Consider the following 15879-nt stretch of genomic DNA (forward strand, 5'->3'; position numbering starts at 1 on the left):
CTCACATATGCTCGATGCCGTCAGGGATGGTGTAGAACGTCGGATGGCGGTAAACCTTGCTTTCCGCCGGGTCGAAGAACTCGCCGCTCTCTTCCGGCTGGGAGGCAACAATCTCGCTCGCCTTCACCACCCAGATAGAACAGCCTTCGCTGCGGCGGGTGTAGGCATCGCGCGCATTTTCCAGCGCCATGCGATCGTCGGCGGCATGCAGGCTGCCCACGTGACGGTGCGATAACCCTTGTTTGCTGCGTACGAACACTTCGTACAGCGGCCAGTAGACATTGCTCATGGTTATTTCCTCTTATGCGGCCTGACGGGTACGTTGTTTTTCGGCGTGCGCCAGCGCGGCTTCCCTCACCCACGCTCCGTCGTCCCAGGCCTTGCGTTTCGCGGCCAGACGTTCGTGGTTGCAGATGCCGCGCCCGTTAATGACCTCGTCAAACTCCTGCCAGTCAATCTCGCCGAAGCGGTAGTGACCGCTCTCTTCATCAAAACGCAGGTCCGGATCCGGCACCGTCATGCCGAGCATCTCCACCTGCGGCACCGTGTTGTCGACAAAGCGCTGGCGCAGCTCGTCGTTACCGAAGCGTTTGATTTTCCAGGCCAGGCTGCGGGCGCTGTTCGGGGAGTTGTCGTCGTTCGGCCCGAACATCATCAGCGCCGGCCACCAGAAGCGGTTGATGGCGTCCTGCAGCATCTGGCGCTGGGCCTCGCTCCCCTGCGCCAGCGCCATACAGGCCTCAAAGCCCTGACGCTGGTGGAAGCTCTCTTCTTTGCAGATTTTTACCATCGCGCGGGCATACGGGCCGTAGGAGGTACGGCACAGCGCCACCTGGTTAACGATGGCGGCGCCGTCCACCAGCCAGCCAATCACGCCAATGTCGGCCCAGCTCAGGGTCGGGTAGTTAAAGATGGAGGAGTATTTCATCTTGCCGTCGAGCATCTTTTGGTAGATGTCTTCCCGCGCGCAGCCCAGCGTTTCCGCCGCGCTGTAGAGGTAGAGCCCGTGCCCGGCTTCGTCCTGCACTTTCGCCAGCAGAATGGCTTTACGGCGCAGCGTCGGCGCGCGGGCTATCCAGTTCCCTTCCGGCAGCATGCCGACAATTTCGGAGTGCGCGTGCTGACCAATCTGGCGGATCAGCGTTTTACGGTAGGCGTCCGGCATCCAGTCCTGAGGCTCAATCGCCGTCTCCTGCGCTATGCGCTGCTCAAACCGTTGTTCTTGCGTCACGTCATCACCTTTATGATTCGTTAGTTTGCAAATTAAAGCGAAATTTTGAATCACTTTGTTTTTTAAAAGTTACACAAAGGTTAAATATAACCCCAAGAATTGTTTCCCGGTTTTGTGATGCTGCTCGCAAGGCTTTTACTCCGAGCCTTATGAAAAGCGCCTTCACGCGAGGCGATTCGTCCAGCCAGATCACAATGTTAACAATTCATTAAAAACACAGCTTGATTTTTATGATTCACGATCAAACTATTAATGGTGAAATCACGAAACATTTGGAGATAAGCGATGCAGCAGTTAGCCAGCTTCTTGTCCGGTACCTGGCAGTCTGGCCGGGGCCGCGCACGCGCGATTCATCACGCCATCAGCGGCGAAGCACTCTGGGAAGTGACCAGCGAAGGGCTGGACATGGCGGCCGCCCGTCACTATGCCATTGAGCATGGGGGCGAGGCATTGCGCGCCATGACCTTTATCGAACGTGCCGCCATGCTGAAAGCGGTGGCGAAACACCTGCTCGGCGAAAAAGAGACGTTTTATGCCCTGTCCGCCCAGACGGGCGCGACGAAGGCGGACAGCTGGGTCGATATTGAGGGCGGCATCGGCACCCTCTTCACTTACGCCAGCCTGGGTAGCCGCGAGCTGCCGGACGACACGCTGTGGCCGGAAGATGAGCTTATTCCCCTCTCGAAAGAAGGCGGCTTTGCGGCGCGCCACGTCCTGACCTCGAAGTCCGGCGTAGCGGTGCATATCAACGCCTTTAACTTCCCCTGCTGGGGGATGCTGGAAAAACTCGCGCCGACCTGGCTTGCCGGGATGCCCGCCATCATCAAGCCCGCCACCGCTACCGCGCAGGTGACGCAGGCAATGGTCAAATCCATCGTGGACAGCGGACTGGTGCCGGACGGCGCCATTAGCCTGATTTGCGGCAGCGCGGGCGATCTGCTCGACCAGCTCGACGGTCAAGACGTGGTGACCTTTACCGGCTCCGCCAGCACCGGGCAAAGCCTGCGCGTGCACCCGAATATTGTGGCGAATTCGATACCGTTCACTATGGAAGCCGACTCCCTGAACTGCTGCGTGCTGGGTGAAGACGTCACGCCGGAGCAGCCTGAGTTTGCCCTGTTCATTCGGGAGGTGGTCCGCGAAATGACCGCCAAGGCCGGGCAGAAATGTACCGCCATTCGCCGGATTATCGTCCCGCAAAGCCAGGTTGATGCCGTCAGCCAGGCGCTGATTGCCCGTCTGGAAAAGGTCGTCGTTGGCGACCCAGCGCAGGAAGGGGTGAAGATGGGGGCGCTGGTCAACGCCGAGCAGCGCGCGGACGTGCAGGAGAAAGTGGACCGGCTGGTCGCCGCAGGCTGCCAGATCCGCCTGGGCGGCAAAGCGGATCTGCAGGCCGCGGGGGCGTTCTTCCCGCCAACCCTGCTGTTCTGCCCGCAGCCGGATGAAACCCCGGCGGTGCACGATACGGAAGCCTTCGGCCCGGTCGCCACGCTGATGCCGTATCGCAGCGCAGACCACGCCATGCAGCTTGCCCGCGCGGGCGGCGGCAGCCTGGCGGGGACGCTGGTCACCGCAGATTTGACCCTTGCCCGCCAGTTTATCGCCGGCGCGGCCCGCGCCCACGGGCGTATTCAAATCCTTAACGAAGAATCATCAAAAGAGTCTACCGGCCACGGCTCCCCGCTGCCTCAGCTGGTGCACGGCGGCCCTGGCCGCGCGGGCGGCGGCGAAGAGCTGGGCGGCCTGCGCGCTGTGAAGCACTACCTGCAGCGCACCGCGATTCAGGGTAGCCCGTCGATGCTGGCCGCCATCGGCAAACAGTGGGTGCGCGGCGCGGCGGTGCAGGAAGATCGCGTCCATCCGTTCCGCAAATACTTTGAGGAGCTGCAGCCGGGCGACAGCCTGCTGACGCCGCGCCGCACGCTGACGGAGGCGGACATCGTGAACTTTGCCTGCCTGAGCGGGGACCACTTCTATGCCCATATGGACAAGATCGGTGCGGCAGAGTCGATCTTTGGCGAGCGCGTGGTCCACGGCTACTTCCTGATCTCCGCCGCGGCGGGACTGTTCGTTGATGCAGGCGTCGGGCCGGTGATTGCCAACTACGGCATGGAAAACCTGCGCTTTATCGAGCCGGTCAAGCCGGGCGACACCATCCAGGTGCGTCTGACCTGCAAGCGCAAAACGCTGAAGAAACAGCGTACCGCCGAGGAAAAACCGACCGGCGTGGTGGAATGGGCGGTTGAGATCTTCAACCAGCACCAGCAGGCCGTGGCGCTCTACTCCATTCTGACGCTGGTGGCGCGCCAGCGGGGTGATTTCAGCTAACGTCACCCCTCACCCTGACCCTCTCCCCAACGGGGAGAGGGGATTGATCTGCACGAGCCTGTGATTCATCCCCGCTCTTTTTTTAACCTGGCAAGACCAACAAATAACCTGGCAGATGCAGGCAAACGCTTTTCACAGGCGCCTGTCAGGATAAGGCTGTCACAACACAATAAACACAACAAGATGAGGTCTACGATGGGAAGCAATTCTTCTTTTTCTGCCCGTAGAACGGCACTCGCCATGGCCGTTGCGCTGTGTTGCGCCTGGCAATCCCCTGTTTTCGCCCACGGCAGCGAGGCGCATATGGTCCCGATGGACAAAACGCTGCAGGACTTTGGAGCGGACGTGCAGTGGGATGATTACGCACAGATGTTCACCATTGCGAAGGACGGTGCCTTTGTGAAGGTCAAACCGGGCGCAAAGACGGCCATCGTCAACGGTCAAACCCTCAAGCTTGAGGTGCCGGTAGTGATGAAGGGCAAAAAAGCCTTTATCTCAGAGACCTTCATCAACGACGTTTTCCAGTCTGGTCTTGACCAGACCTTCCAGGTTGAAAAACGCCCTCACCCGCTAAACGCGCTGACGGCGGACGAAATTAAGCAGGCCGTCGAGATTGTGAAAGCCTCTGCGGATTTTAAACCCAATACCCGCTTTACCCAGATCGCCCTTGCGGAACCAGAGAAAGCCAAAGTGTGGGACTTTGTGCTCAACGGTACGGCAGTGGATGCCCCTCGTCAGGCGAAAATCGTCATGCTCGACGGCAAGCACGTCATCGAAAGCGTGGTGGATCTGAAGGATAAAAAAATCCTGCGCCGGGAAGCGGTAAAAGACGCGCACGGCATGGTGCTGCTGGATGATTTCACCGCGGTGCAGCAGATTATCAACGAGAGCACGGAGTTTGCCGAGGTGCTTAAAAAACGCGGCATCACCGACCCGAAAAAAGTGATTACCACGCCGCTGACCGTCGGCTACTTCGACGGTAAAGACGGTCTGAAGCAGGAAGACCGCCTGCTGAAGGTGGTGAGCTATCTGGACGTCGGCGACGGCAACTACTGGGCGCACCCGATCGAGAACCTCGTGGCCGTGGTCGATCTGGAGCAAAAGAAAATCCAGAAGATCGAGGAAGGCGCCGTTGTGCCGGTTCCCCTGACCCCGCGCCCCTATGACGGCCGCGATCGCATAGAGACGCCGAAAAAACCGCTCGACATCATTGAGCCGGAAGGCAAGAACTACACCATTACCGGCGACATGGTGCACTGGCAGAACTGGGATTTCCACCTGAGCCTGGACTCCCGCGTCGGCCCGATGATTTCAACCGTCACGTACAACGACAACGGCAAAAAGCGCCAGGTGATGTATCAGGGGTCGCTCGGCGGCATGATCGTCCCTTACGGCGATCCGGACGTGGGCTGGTACTTTAAAGCCTATCTCGACTCCGGCGACTACGGCATGGGCACCCTGACCTCGCCTTTGGTGCGCGGTAAGGACGTGCCGTCCAACGCCGTGATGCTCAACGAAACCATCCCGGATTACACCGGCACGCCGATGGAGATCCCGCGCGCGATAGCCATTTTCGAACGCTACGCGGGGCCGGAATATAAACATCAGGAGATGGGCAAGCCGAACGTCAGCGCCGAGCGTCGCGAACTGGTGGTGCGCTGGGTGAGTACCGTGGGCAACTACGATTACATCTTCGACTGGGTGTTCCATGAAAACGGCACCATCGGCATTGATGCCGGCGCGACGGGTATTGAAGCGGTGAAAGGCGTTCAGGCGAAAACCATGCATGACGCCACCGCCAAAGACGACACAAAGTACGGCACGCTGATCGACCATAACATCGTGGGCACCACCCATCAGCACATCTATAACTTCCGTCTTGATATGGACGTGGACGGCATCAACAACAAGCTGGTGGCGATGGATCCGGAGGTGAAGCCGAATACCGCAGGCGGCCCTCGCACCAGCACCATGCAGGTCAATCAGTACGATATTGATACCGAACAGCAGGCGGCGCAGAAGTTTGACCCGGGCACCATCCGCCTGATGAGCAACACCAGCAAAGAGAACCGCATGGGCAACCCGGTCTCGTACCAGATTATCCCTTACGCGGGCGGTACTCATCCGGTAGCGACCGGCGCGAAATTTGCCCCGGACGAGTGGATTTACCATCGCCTGAGCTTTATGGATAAACAGCTGTGGGTGACGCGTTACCACCCGGATGAGCTGTATCCGGAAGGGAAATTCCCGAACCGCTCCATCCACGACACGGGCCTCGGTCAGTACAGCAAGGATAACGAATCGCTGAACGACCAGGATGACGTGGTCTGGATGACCACCGGCACCACCCACGTGGCGCGCGCGGAAGAGTGGCCGATCATGCCGACGGAATGGGTGCACACCCTGCTTAAACCGTGGAACTTCTTCGACGAGACGCCAACGCTTGGGAAGAAAAAAGACGAAAAATAACCACCTGCCGGGCAATTGCCCGGTTTTTTTTACCCCAGCGTTTGAGGATCGTCCGGGCTTGCTTATAGTTACTGATATCTCACCTGAATGATTTATCCCCCGGACGGGAAAGGATTTTATGGAAAAAAGAAAAAAACCGACGCTGGAACGGGCAACCTGGCCTACGCGCCACGCCATGGTCATGCACGGGCTGGCGATGAACCTGCCCTGGCTGGCCTTCGTCAACATCAGCTTCGCCGTGATGATTCTGCTGCGACACGTCCTGCTTAACGCCAGCGATCCGCTTTATCCCCACTTGCCGCATATGATGAAAATGGTCGACGCCTCGATGCTCGGCATTATTATCCTCTCGGCTGCGCTGATCCTTATGGCCTGGCGGCGCATCGCCGGTATCAGCGTGGTGCTGTTTATCTGTAGCGCTATCTGGTCCATATCCTCCTTCTGGTTTATCACCAATTTACTGCTGCCTCACGTCTGGCCGCTGTGCGTCATTTTATTACTCGCAGGGTTAACCGCGCTCTACTTTTACCCTCAGGGGCTGCTCGCCTTCGTGCTCCCGCTCTGGATAACCCTGCCGATTGCCAGCTGGGTACTTAATGATGGCCTTAATCTTCACTTCGTTATCATCTGGAGCGTCTTTTCGCTGATCCTCATCTGCGGGCGTTTCATCCTGTTAAGCTGGTTTGACGAGGCCTGGCGGCGTAACCAGCAAAACCAGCTGCTGATCTCACGACTGGATGCGCTGGCGCATCAGGACCCGTTAACCACAACCGCCAACCGCCGGAAGATGGAAGTGGTGCTGGAGAACGCGGTTGAGCAGAAGAAACCGTTCTCGCTGATTATGCTGGATATCGACTATTTCAAACGCTACAACGACACCTACGGTCACCAGGCGGGTGACGACTGTCTGACGCGCGTGGCGCGGGTGCTGAAGCAGTCGGTGCGAACGCCCGACGACGTGGTGTCTCGCTACGGCGGCGAGGAGTTTGTGGTGATCCTGTTTAACTGCCCGGAAAATATCGCGGAAAAAGTTGCGGTACGCATTCAGGATGGCCTGCGCGCGGAGTCGATACCGCACAGCGCGTCAGACGTCAGCGATCGTGTCACCGTCAGCATGGGGATTGCGGGTATGGTGGAAGGCTTAGCCGGCACCGAGATCATCGCCCGCGCCGATGCGGCGCTGTATCGGGCGAAGGAGGCCGGGCGGGATCGGTGGTCGCTTTGAATAAAGCCGGGTGCGGCCTGATGCCCTCACCCTGACCCACTCCCACGGGAGAGGGAACAAACACTAAAAAGGCAACCTCCCGGTTGCCTTTTGCTTTTACTAGTAGCGCACGCAAACCGACTTGGTTTCGCACCAGCCGTCCAGCCAGTCCGGGCCAAAGTCGCGTCCTGTACCGGACTGCTTCATCCCGCCGAACGGCAGGTTGGCGTCAATCAGCGTATGGCTGTTCACCCAGACGGTGCCCGCCTGCAGCCTGTCGGTATACTCCAGCGCCTTACTGATGTTCTGCGTCCAGACGCTGGCCGTCAGGCCATATTCGGTGTCATTTGCCAGCTGGAGCGCCTCTTCTCCGTCGGATACCCGCACCAGGTTGACCACCGGACCAAACACCTCTTCACGGGTTAACCGCAGCGCGGCATCCGGGTTCACCACCAGCGTAGGCGACACGTAATAGCCTTTACCTTCCGGACCCCGGTTACCGACGATCAGCTCCGCGTTGCGCGACGTCGCCTCGTCGAGGAAGGTCTGCACCTTATCGCAGTGCGCGCGCGACACCAGCGGGTTGATAAACGCCTCAGGCGACATGCCCGGCCCGACGCTCAGAGATTTCACCGCCTGTTCGAACCCGCTGACCAGCGTGTCAAACAGCGGCGCTTCAATGTAGATGCGCGAGCTCGCCGCGCATACCTGCCCCTGGTTCAGGAAGCTGCCGGTCATTAATCCTTCTATCACCCACGCGGGGTCCGCATCCTTCAGCACGATGGCCGGGTTTTTCCCGCCCAGCTCCAGAGTCACCCCGGTTAGCGTGTCCGCCGCCGCGCGGGCAATTTGCTTACCCGTCGCCGTTGAGCCGGTAAAGCTCACCTTCGCGATATGCGGGTGCGAGGTTAGCGCTGCGCCACACACCGCGCCGCTCCCGGTCACCACGTTGAACACCCCGTCCGGAATGCCCGCTTCGCTGGCCAGCTCCGCCACGCGCAGCAGGGTCAGCGGCGTGGTTTCTGAAGGCTTGATGACAATTGAGCAGCCCGCGGCCAGCGCAGGCATCACTTTCCACATTCCGATCATCAGCGGGAAGTTCCACGGCACAATCCCGGCCACCACGCCGACCGGCTCCTTACGCGTCCACGCCTGATAGCGCGCGCCCTGCGGCAGCGGGATGGAGAGGTCGAGGGTTTTGCCCGCTATTTTGGTGGTCAGCCCGGCGGTATAGCGCATCCAGTTGAGGGTGCAGCCGACTTCAAAAGCCCGGGAAATGTTAATAGATTTGCCCTGCTCCAGCGTTTCAAGCTGGGCCAGCTCCTCGCCGTGCTGTTCGACCAGATCGGCGAAATGGAGCAGGATCCGCTCGCGCTCCGCAGGTAATTTTCCGGCCCAGCAGCGGGTAACAAAGGCGCGCCAGCCGGACATGATGGCCCGGTCAACGTCATCGACGCTGGCATCGGCTGTCGAAGCAATCACCTCGCCCGTGGCCGGGTTGTAGACGTTTAGCCGCTTTTCGCTGTCCGACGCGGCCTGACGCCCTTCAATCCACAGGCCATGGTGTCGGTCTAAAAACTGCTGCACGGCAGGCAGAATAGCCACCGATGATTCAGACATAGGATACTCCTTCGTTATTCTTCGCAGGGTGTTCATCCAGTCTAAGTGGGGTTTTGCATTCTCGCTTTTGTCTCTGTGACATTCGCTTTGCCACCTGTGACAGGTGCCGCAAATCGCGATAATCGCCGCTTATATCGCTGTTACCGGTGAGTGTTCTTTCCTATAGTCAGCCTCATAGCTCAGACAAAATGCAACACAAATGCAACAATGCGAAAACGTTGACGGTGCAGCGAGAGAAACGATGGCGTGTGCAAGCGAGCAGGAACAGTATCAGCAGTGGCTGGCGCAAATTAACCAGGTTTGCGGGCGTTTTAACGCCCAGCCCACCGAAGGCAAATTCTTCGGCGAACTGGAGACCAGCTACGCGCGCAGCCTGAAGCTCAGTACCGTCACCGCAGGCGGCGTTAACCTGTTCCGCTCCCGTCAGGAGATCGCACAGAGTAACGATGCGTGGTTCTATACCGTGTTCCAGCTTGAAGGCAGCGCGCAAGTTGAGCAGGATGCGCGGCGCGCGGTGCTCAGAACCGGGGATATCACGCTGATTGACGCCTCCCGTCCCTGCTCGATCAACTGGCAGGAAAAGTCCCGCCAGATTTCGCTGCTGGTTCCCCGTCAGATTATCGAGCAGCAGTGCCGCTTTCAGGAAATAAGCTGCGCGCTCGCCCTTTCCCGCGCGTTGCCCACGGTACAGCTGAGCCATCGCCTGCTGATGGAGAGTATGAACAACCCCGACCTGAGCGACCGGGAGAGTGAAGCGGCGCTTGAGGCGATGGTCTGCCTGCTGCGCCCCGCGTTCCAGCAGCGCGATGTGATCCAGCCGCGCAAGGAGCGTCAGTTTCAGCACGTGGTGGCGCTGATTGACAACCATATTCAGTCTGAATCGTTGCGCCCGGAATGGATTGCCGCCGAGAGCGGAATGTCCGTGCGCAGCCTCTACCGCATGTTTGCCGAAAAGGGGCTGGTGGTAGCGCAGTACATTAAAAACCGTCGTCTGGATCTCTGCGCGCAGGAATTGCAGTCAACCGGCGATGATGAAAAGCTGGCGGGCATTGGCTACAGCTGGGGATTCACCGACCATAGCCACTTTTCAACGGCCTTTAAGCAGCGTTTTGGCGTGTCGCCGGGGGAATACCGCAAGCGCTACCGCTAGCTACTTTTTCAGCCACTTACCGTTAATGCCCTTCACGTACTCGCCAGGCTGCGCGCGGGCTACCAGCTTTTGCCCCGCCATTTTCGCCACTTCATCAACCGGCAAATTATTGCTGTCTGCCAGCTTCTGGTAGCTCTCCGTGCGCGCCGCGTTAATGCGATTCACCAGCGACAGCGTTTCGGCATCCTGTTGGATCGGGGCCAGGTAACCGCTCAGGGTTTCCCCCACGCGCCCCTGCGCGCGGGCATCGTTTAAGGTCAGGGCAGCCGCCTGCGCGTTCATTCCCAGAGCCAGTAAAATCAAAGCTACTCGTTTCATGGCGTCCTCAGAACAGATCGCTGCGCGATTTCAGCAGGGCTTCAACGTCTTTATCGACCTTAATGTGGATCTCGTGTTCGATTTTGACATTCATGTTGATGGTAATCGGCTCCTTTGGCGCAGCGACTTCAATGCGCGGCGTACAGCCGGTCAGTAGCGCGGCAACGGCAACGGTGAGCGCACCAGCCATCTTTTTCATTGTTGTTCCTCACTTTCCTTGCCGGTCGAACTGCGGAGACCGGGAATCGCCGCGTGTTGCTCAAACCAGGTTTGCAGGTTGTCTCCAAAACGCAGGCTGCGCCAGAGGGTAAAGACATTCTCGTCATGGGTATAGTTCAGATTGACGGAGCTGCTTTTGCCGTCCACGCGGCTGGTCCCCTTGATGGTCGCCTGCATGGTTAATTCACCCAGGTTATCTAAATTGATTTTCGTCCACGACCGCGAGATTTCCATATAGCGGAGCCAGTTAATCGCCGCGCCCGCGACCATATTATCCTTCACGATGGCGTCTGCCGTATCTTTATCGATGCGCAGCGTCATTGGCCCCGGGTTGGTCAGCCAGCCATCTTTAATGATCCATTTTTCATTGTCCAGCCAGAACGGCAGCGCCCCGCTCACCGGGCCCGACAGGGTAAACTGCTTCGGATTGACGGCGCCGATCAGCTCGCTTGAGGAGATGTTGTCCACGCGCAGCAGAGCCGGATCGTGCTGCGGCATCCGCAGCTGCTGCATGGTGATCTTCCCGCCGAGCGTTTCCACTTTAACGTTGGTGAGCAGCAGCGGGTTATCCTCCGTCCAGGGGTAGTTTCCCTGCAAGTCCGCGGTAATGTTGCGCGCGGTCACCAGGTTTTCCACTTCGCCAATGCGCAACGTGACCGGGCCGCGCGTGCCCAGGGACCATGTCCCCTCGCTAAAGCGGAACGGCAGCACAAAATCGACGCCGTTGATCTGGTTATCCGGCATCCAGGCGCTGCCGGATTTCAGTACACCATGTCCGCCCGCCTCAAAGCCCTGATCGGGGGCCGCCGAGAAGGCAACCTGCGCATAGAGTTCCCCGTCACGCAGCGTCATTTTCCAGTCCGGCGGGACCAGCGGCTGGAAGACGGTGAGCGACTGTTTCGGCCACCAGGCCTGTCCGCGAAGGCGCTCCCCATCCCAACGACCGTTCACCTGCACCGGGCCGATGGCGTCCGCGTGCAGGTTACCCTTAAACTGGAAAATGGTCGGGTCGGTGCCGTCGACGCTGAAGGTCAGGACCGACGGCGGCAAAACGCTGCCGCCGGAGAAACGGGTTTGCCCGGCATTGAGCGACAGCGCGCCGCTGAAGGTTGGCTTTTCGGGATCCCGGACCCAGCGCACCGGTTGCTCCAGCGCCAGGCGCGGCTTGCTGACGTCCATCGTGCCGTACTGGAGCTTGTCAAAACCGGTGGAGAGCGCCGTCAGCTCGATGAGGTTGTCGCGCCACTCGCCTTTCCCGGCGACATCCCAGCGGGCATTCATCGGCGTAAAACGCCCTTTGCCCCAGTAGCGCCACTGCCACAGGCCGTTATCGGGTAAAAAGTCGTTGGCCTGCCCGTCCAGATGGAGTTCAAAATCGCCCATCTCGTTTTCATGGGCGCGCAAAATAGCCTGCAGACGACCGTCCACGCCCTTTTGGGTGAGCTTCACGCCCGCCAGAGGCCAGCGGATTTCATCGATATCAAGCGAGTCAATGATGCGCCCGCGCGAGCGAAGCAGCGCGCCCGGCGCAAAGGCCAGCTGCGGTTCATACAGGCTGCCGGTCAGTTTTGCCGGCAATTTGGCGTAAAGAATGAGATCGTTTTGCTTCGCCTCGCCGCTCAGATGCAACGGCATGTCGCTGTTTTCCATGCTGAACCTGCCCGGCCCAATATTCAGTACCGCGTTGCCTTTCCCTGCGTCACCGCGCGTAAGCACATTCAGCCGTCCGGTCAGGGTGGTTTTCTCCAGCCCCTGCTGCCAGTTGTCGGCGCGAAGGGAAACCCGGCCGCTCAGCGGCATACCCGAAAGACCCCAGTTCCAGCGTCCGTCGCTGATGTTCAGCTGTTCCGCCGTGATTTGCCACGGCAGATCGAGCAGCGGTTCAGGGTTGTCTCGCGCCATCACCACCAGCTGTCCCTGATTGTCTTCCCAGTCCAGATCGGCATCGACCAGAGACGTGAGCTGAGGCACGTTAAACGTAGCGACGGCATGGCCTTTCACCGGAACGCCGTCCGGCACCAGCGGCAAGGTAAACTCGCCCACCAGCTTAATCGGCTGCGGCTGGTCAGGGAGCTGAACATCAAACTGGCTGACCGAGAGCGTCTGGCCGCGAAGCGTGCCTTTGATGCTGACCTGTTCGCCTTTATAGGCGATCTCCTGAACGGATGGCGTCAGCGACGCATTAAGCTCGCCCTGCCACTGCTGCCAGGGCGAGAGCGTCAGACGGTGAATGGTGAGCCAGGTGTTCGGTAGCACCGCCTGCCACTGGGCCAGCGTTTTTGGGGCTACCGTGGACGGGGCTGACTGAGGAATCTTGCTCAGACAGACGGCGTTAAGATCCAGCGAGCCGATATCCAGCTTCCAGCGGCTCGGATGTGACAGCGTCACGTTATCGATGCGGGCAATCTCGCACTCTTCAACCAGATAGCGGAGATCGGGGATCGCCAGCGCGTGACGGGTGAGTTTGGGGCTCTCTTCAAAAGCGATGCGCGTTCCAACGGGGAGCCAGATCCCGGCGAGCGTCGGCACCCACTGGGCGAGCGTCATCAGCAGCGTCAGCGGCACCAAAATCAACAGCAGTAAAACCGCAATGGCGGCTTTGTATTTACCCTTCATGGGCAGTTAATATCCTGATTTTTCGAAAGAATTAAGCCGGCAATGCCGAATATTGTCGCATGTTTAGCCATTCAGTTGAAGGAAATGCCATTTTTAAGGATAGATGCTCTAGAATAATTGATAGAACTTATTGAATTCAATAATATTTTATAAATTGTAAGATAATTTTAATCATGCTAACGTGAATGCAAAATCACTGGAGAAAGTCTTATGAAACTCGCGGTATATAGCACAAAGCAGTACGACAAAAAGTATCTGCAACATGTTAACGAAGCTTACGGGTTTGAGCTTGAATTTTTCGACTTTCTGCTGTCCGAAAAAACCGCCAAAACGGCGCACGGCTGTGAAGGCGTCTGCATTTTTGTTAACGATGACGGCAGTCGTCCGGTGCTGGAAGAGTTGAAAAAGCAGGGTGTGAAGTATATCGCCCTGCGCTGCGCCGGCTTCAACAACGTGGATCTCGACGCGGCGAAAGAGCTGGGTCTGAGAGTGGTGCGCGTCCCGGCATACTCACCGGAGGCGGTTGCGGAACATGCTATTGGCATGATGATGTCGCTCAACCGTCGTATTCACCGCGCTTATCAGCGCACCCGTGACGCCAACTTCTCTCTGGAAGGGCTGACTGGCTTTACCATGTACGGCAAAACCGCGGGCGTGATCGGGACCGGTAAAATCGGCGTCGCCGCCCTGCGCATTCTGAAAGGCTTCGGCATGCGTCTGCTGGCATTCGATCCGTACCCGAGCGCCGCGGCGCTGGAGCTGGGCGTAGAGTACGTTGACCTGGCGACCCTGTTCTCGCAGTCTGACGTGATCTCCCTGCACTGCCCGCTGACGCCGGAAAACTATCACCTGCTTAACCAGGCGGCGTTTGACCAGATGAAAGACGGCGTGATGATCATCAACACCAGCCGCGGCGGACTGGTTGACTCTCAGGCCGCTATCGAAGCGCTGAAAACCCAGAAAATTGGCGCGCTGGGGATGGACGTGTATGAGAACGAGCGCGATCTGTTCTTTGAAGACAAGTCCAACGATGTGATCCAGGACGACGTGTTCCGCCGTCTGTCTGCCTGCCATAACGTCCTGTTTACCGGCCACCAGGCGTTTCTGACTGCCGAAGCGCTGATCAGCATTTCGGAAACCACGCTGGGTAACCTGCAGCAGCTGGAAAAGGGTGAAACCTGCCCTAACGAACTGGTCTAAGTGAGACCCCGGGTGGCGGCTATGCCCCACCCGGCATGCTGTCTGTTTCCCAGGTCCGGTGTGCGAAGCGCCACCAGAGCAGGACGGCCGCCAGCGCAATCGCGCTCAGCACGCTGAATGCCGCCGCAAAGGAGTAATGACCGGCAATCGTGCCGGTTAACGCCGGGCTCATGGATGCCCCTACCCCCTGCATCAGCATCACCACACTCTGCCCGGCATTGACGTGCCCGCTCCCGCGCAATAGCACCACGATAAACGACGGTACCACGACACCCAGGATCCCGGCGGCCAGTCCGTCGAGAATTTGTACCGGGATCATCATCAGCGGCGCGTCCGTCATTGCTGCCAGCGCCGCCCGCACCGGCATAACCAGCAGTGCCAGCATAATCAGGCGCCAGTAGCCGTAACGTTCTATGCGGCCTGCAACCCAGATGGCAACGGGGATCATCACCGCCTGCGAGATGATAACGGTGCCTGCCGCGAACAGGCCAGGGTTGATCGAGGCGGGTGCCGCGGCCACCCTCATGCTCAGCATCGGCAGCAGTGCGGCGTTCGCCAGGTGGAACAGCAGCAGCGTCAGCCCGGTCACAAACAGCGCCCGGTTTTTAATCAGCACCGCGAAGCCGGGGACAGGAACGTTACCTGAAGATGAAAGCCCTCGCGCCGCATCGTTATCAATGTCCCCGTTACGGATGGCAAGCAGCGCGCAGAGCGTCAGCAGTGTGGTACAGGTCATCAGCAGGAAAATCCCCCCGACGCCCCAGTACCAGGCAATGCCGCCTGCTATCACTGCGGTGACAAAATTGCCGCCGTGATTGAACGCCTCATTTTTGCCCATCTGCGCGCTGAACCCGCGCTGGCCGGTCAGGCCCAGCGTAATCCCGGCGACGAGAGGCCCGACAAACGCCGCGCAGATGCCGGTGACCATCTGAGAGACGGCGACAACGCCGGTCTGCTGGCTGAACCAGAGCAGCAGCGTGCTCAGGGTGATCAAAATGCAGAGAAGCGCCAGCAAGGCGCGTTTGTTCCTGGAGGTGTCGGTAATAACCCCCGCCGGCAATGTGGCCAGTAACCCCGCCAGCCCTCCGGCCGTCATCAGCAAGCCGATATCATCGGGGGTCCAGTGTCGCTCAGTGAGAAAGATACCGAGAAAAGGACCAAGGCCATCACGGACATCCGCAATGAAAAAACTTGTGAGGCATAACGCCCGCAGCGAACGAAGAGACATACTTCCTGCCTGTGAATTATCCGGCTCGCGTTTCGCAATGAACCGCGTCCAGACGATCGTACAATAAAATTAAAAATGTAGCGTAGCGCTGCTTTTTGAAAATCAGATGACGGACCAAAAGACCGGATTAACCAGGGAGGCTACGCGTCACACCAGCCTCCGACGAGCTGTAGCAAAATGTGAATAGCCGCCGGGAACATCAGCAGGAAAAGTAAAACCGTCACCACAGCAATCGCCATCAGAAACTCCTTTTAAATTATTCGTTTTACGAAATCGTAGTCAGTATTTTTAAATTG

The 15879-nt window shown here is 58.7% G+C and carries 12 protein-coding genes; 5 read left to right on the top strand and 7 right to left on the bottom strand.

All coding sequences use genetic code 11. From position 1 onward, the window contains the following. Nucleotide 1: 1 nt before the first annotated feature. Both paaB and paaA read right to left on the bottom strand, forming a co-directional pair. Nucleotides 2-289, bottom strand: coding sequence for a 1,2-phenylacetyl-CoA epoxidase subunit PaaB (gene paaB / locus OSH03_RS01905; RefSeq protein ID WP_003857353.1), 288 nt, complete (start codon nt 287-289; stop codon nt 2-4). 12 nt (nt 290-301) lie between these two features. Next, nucleotides 302-1231 carry a 1,2-phenylacetyl-CoA epoxidase subunit PaaA gene (gene paaA / locus OSH03_RS01910; RefSeq protein WP_061098322.1) on the bottom strand — a complete coding sequence of 310 codons (930 nt, stop codon included), beginning with the start codon at nt 1229-1231 and terminating at the stop codon, nt 302-304. A gap of 285 nt (nt 1232-1516) precedes the next feature. On the opposite strand from paaA, the gene paaZ reads away from it, so the two are divergent. The 3 genes from paaZ to OSH03_RS01925 all read left to right on the top strand — a co-directional run bounded on the left by paaZ (nt 1517) and on the right by OSH03_RS01925 (nt 7253). Continuing rightward, nucleotides 1517-3559 (top strand): phenylacetic acid degradation bifunctional protein PaaZ, encoded by a 2043-nt coding sequence (gene paaZ / locus OSH03_RS01915; protein ID WP_266178117.1) that lies wholly within the window; start codon nt 1517-1519, stop codon nt 3557-3559. A gap of 195 nt (nt 3560-3754) precedes the next feature. Then, the gene (gene tynA / locus OSH03_RS01920) at nt 3755-6028 is read left to right on the top strand and encodes a primary-amine oxidase (protein WP_266178118.1); all 2274 of its coding nucleotides are present in this window, start codon (nt 3755-3757) and stop codon (nt 6026-6028) included. 118 nt (nt 6029-6146) lie between these two features. Beyond that, a complete protein-coding gene (locus tag OSH03_RS01925) occupies nt 6147-7253 on the top strand; it encodes a GGDEF domain-containing protein (protein ID WP_266178119.1) in 1107 nt (368 codons plus the stop codon). A 99-nt stretch (nt 7254-7352) separates the two neighbouring features. Here OSH03_RS01925 and OSH03_RS01930 read toward each other — a convergent pair whose 3' ends face one another. Beyond that, nucleotides 7353-8852, bottom strand: a complete 1500-nt coding sequence (locus OSH03_RS01930; RefSeq protein ID WP_266178120.1) for an aldehyde dehydrogenase family protein — start codon at nt 8850-8852, stop codon at nt 7353-7355. A gap of 241 nt (nt 8853-9093) precedes the next feature. Between OSH03_RS01930 and feaR the strand changes: the two genes are divergently transcribed. Beyond that, nucleotides 9094-10002: a transcriptional regulator FeaR gene (gene feaR, locus OSH03_RS01935; protein WP_266178626.1), complete on the top strand. Its 909-nt coding sequence runs from the start codon at nt 9094-9096 to the stop codon at nt 10000-10002. Here feaR and OSH03_RS01940 read toward each other — a convergent pair whose 3' ends face one another. The 3 genes from OSH03_RS01940 to OSH03_RS01950 are packed head-to-tail and all read right to left on the bottom strand — an operon-like array spanning nt 10003 to nt 13155. Further along, nucleotides 10003-10320 carry a YdbL family probable chaperone protein gene (locus OSH03_RS01940; RefSeq protein WP_266178121.1) on the bottom strand — a complete coding sequence of 106 codons (318 nt, stop codon included), beginning with the start codon at nt 10318-10320 and terminating at the stop codon, nt 10003-10005. It lies immediately after the preceding gene. 7 nt (nt 10321-10327) lie between these two features. Further along, nucleotides 10328-10519 carry a YnbE family lipoprotein gene (locus OSH03_RS01945; protein ID WP_126326064.1) on the bottom strand — a complete coding sequence of 64 codons (192 nt, stop codon included), beginning with the start codon at nt 10517-10519 and terminating at the stop codon, nt 10328-10330. Continuing rightward, nucleotides 10516-13155, bottom strand: a complete 2640-nt coding sequence (locus tag OSH03_RS01950) for a YdbH family protein (RefSeq protein WP_266178122.1) — start codon at nt 13153-13155, stop codon at nt 10516-10518. Before OSH03_RS01950 ends, OSH03_RS01945 begins: the two co-directional genes overlap by 4 nt. 210 nt (nt 13156-13365) lie before the next feature. On the opposite strand from OSH03_RS01950, the gene OSH03_RS01955 reads away from it, so the two are divergent. Continuing rightward, nucleotides 13366-14355, top strand: coding sequence for a 2-hydroxyacid dehydrogenase (locus OSH03_RS01955; protein WP_116340177.1), 990 nt, complete (start codon nt 13366-13368; stop codon nt 14353-14355). 19 nt (nt 14356-14374) lie between these two features. On the opposite strand, the gene OSH03_RS01960 is transcribed toward OSH03_RS01955, so the two are convergent. Next, a complete protein-coding gene (locus OSH03_RS01960) occupies nt 14375-15583 on the bottom strand; it encodes an MFS transporter (RefSeq protein WP_266178123.1) in 1209 nt (402 codons plus the stop codon). Nucleotides 15584-15879: the final 296 nt, after the last annotated feature.

Source organism: Enterobacter nematophilus (assembly GCF_026344075.1).
GTDB classification, from domain to species: Bacteria; Pseudomonadota; Gammaproteobacteria; order Enterobacterales; family Enterobacteriaceae; genus Enterobacter; species Enterobacter nematophilus.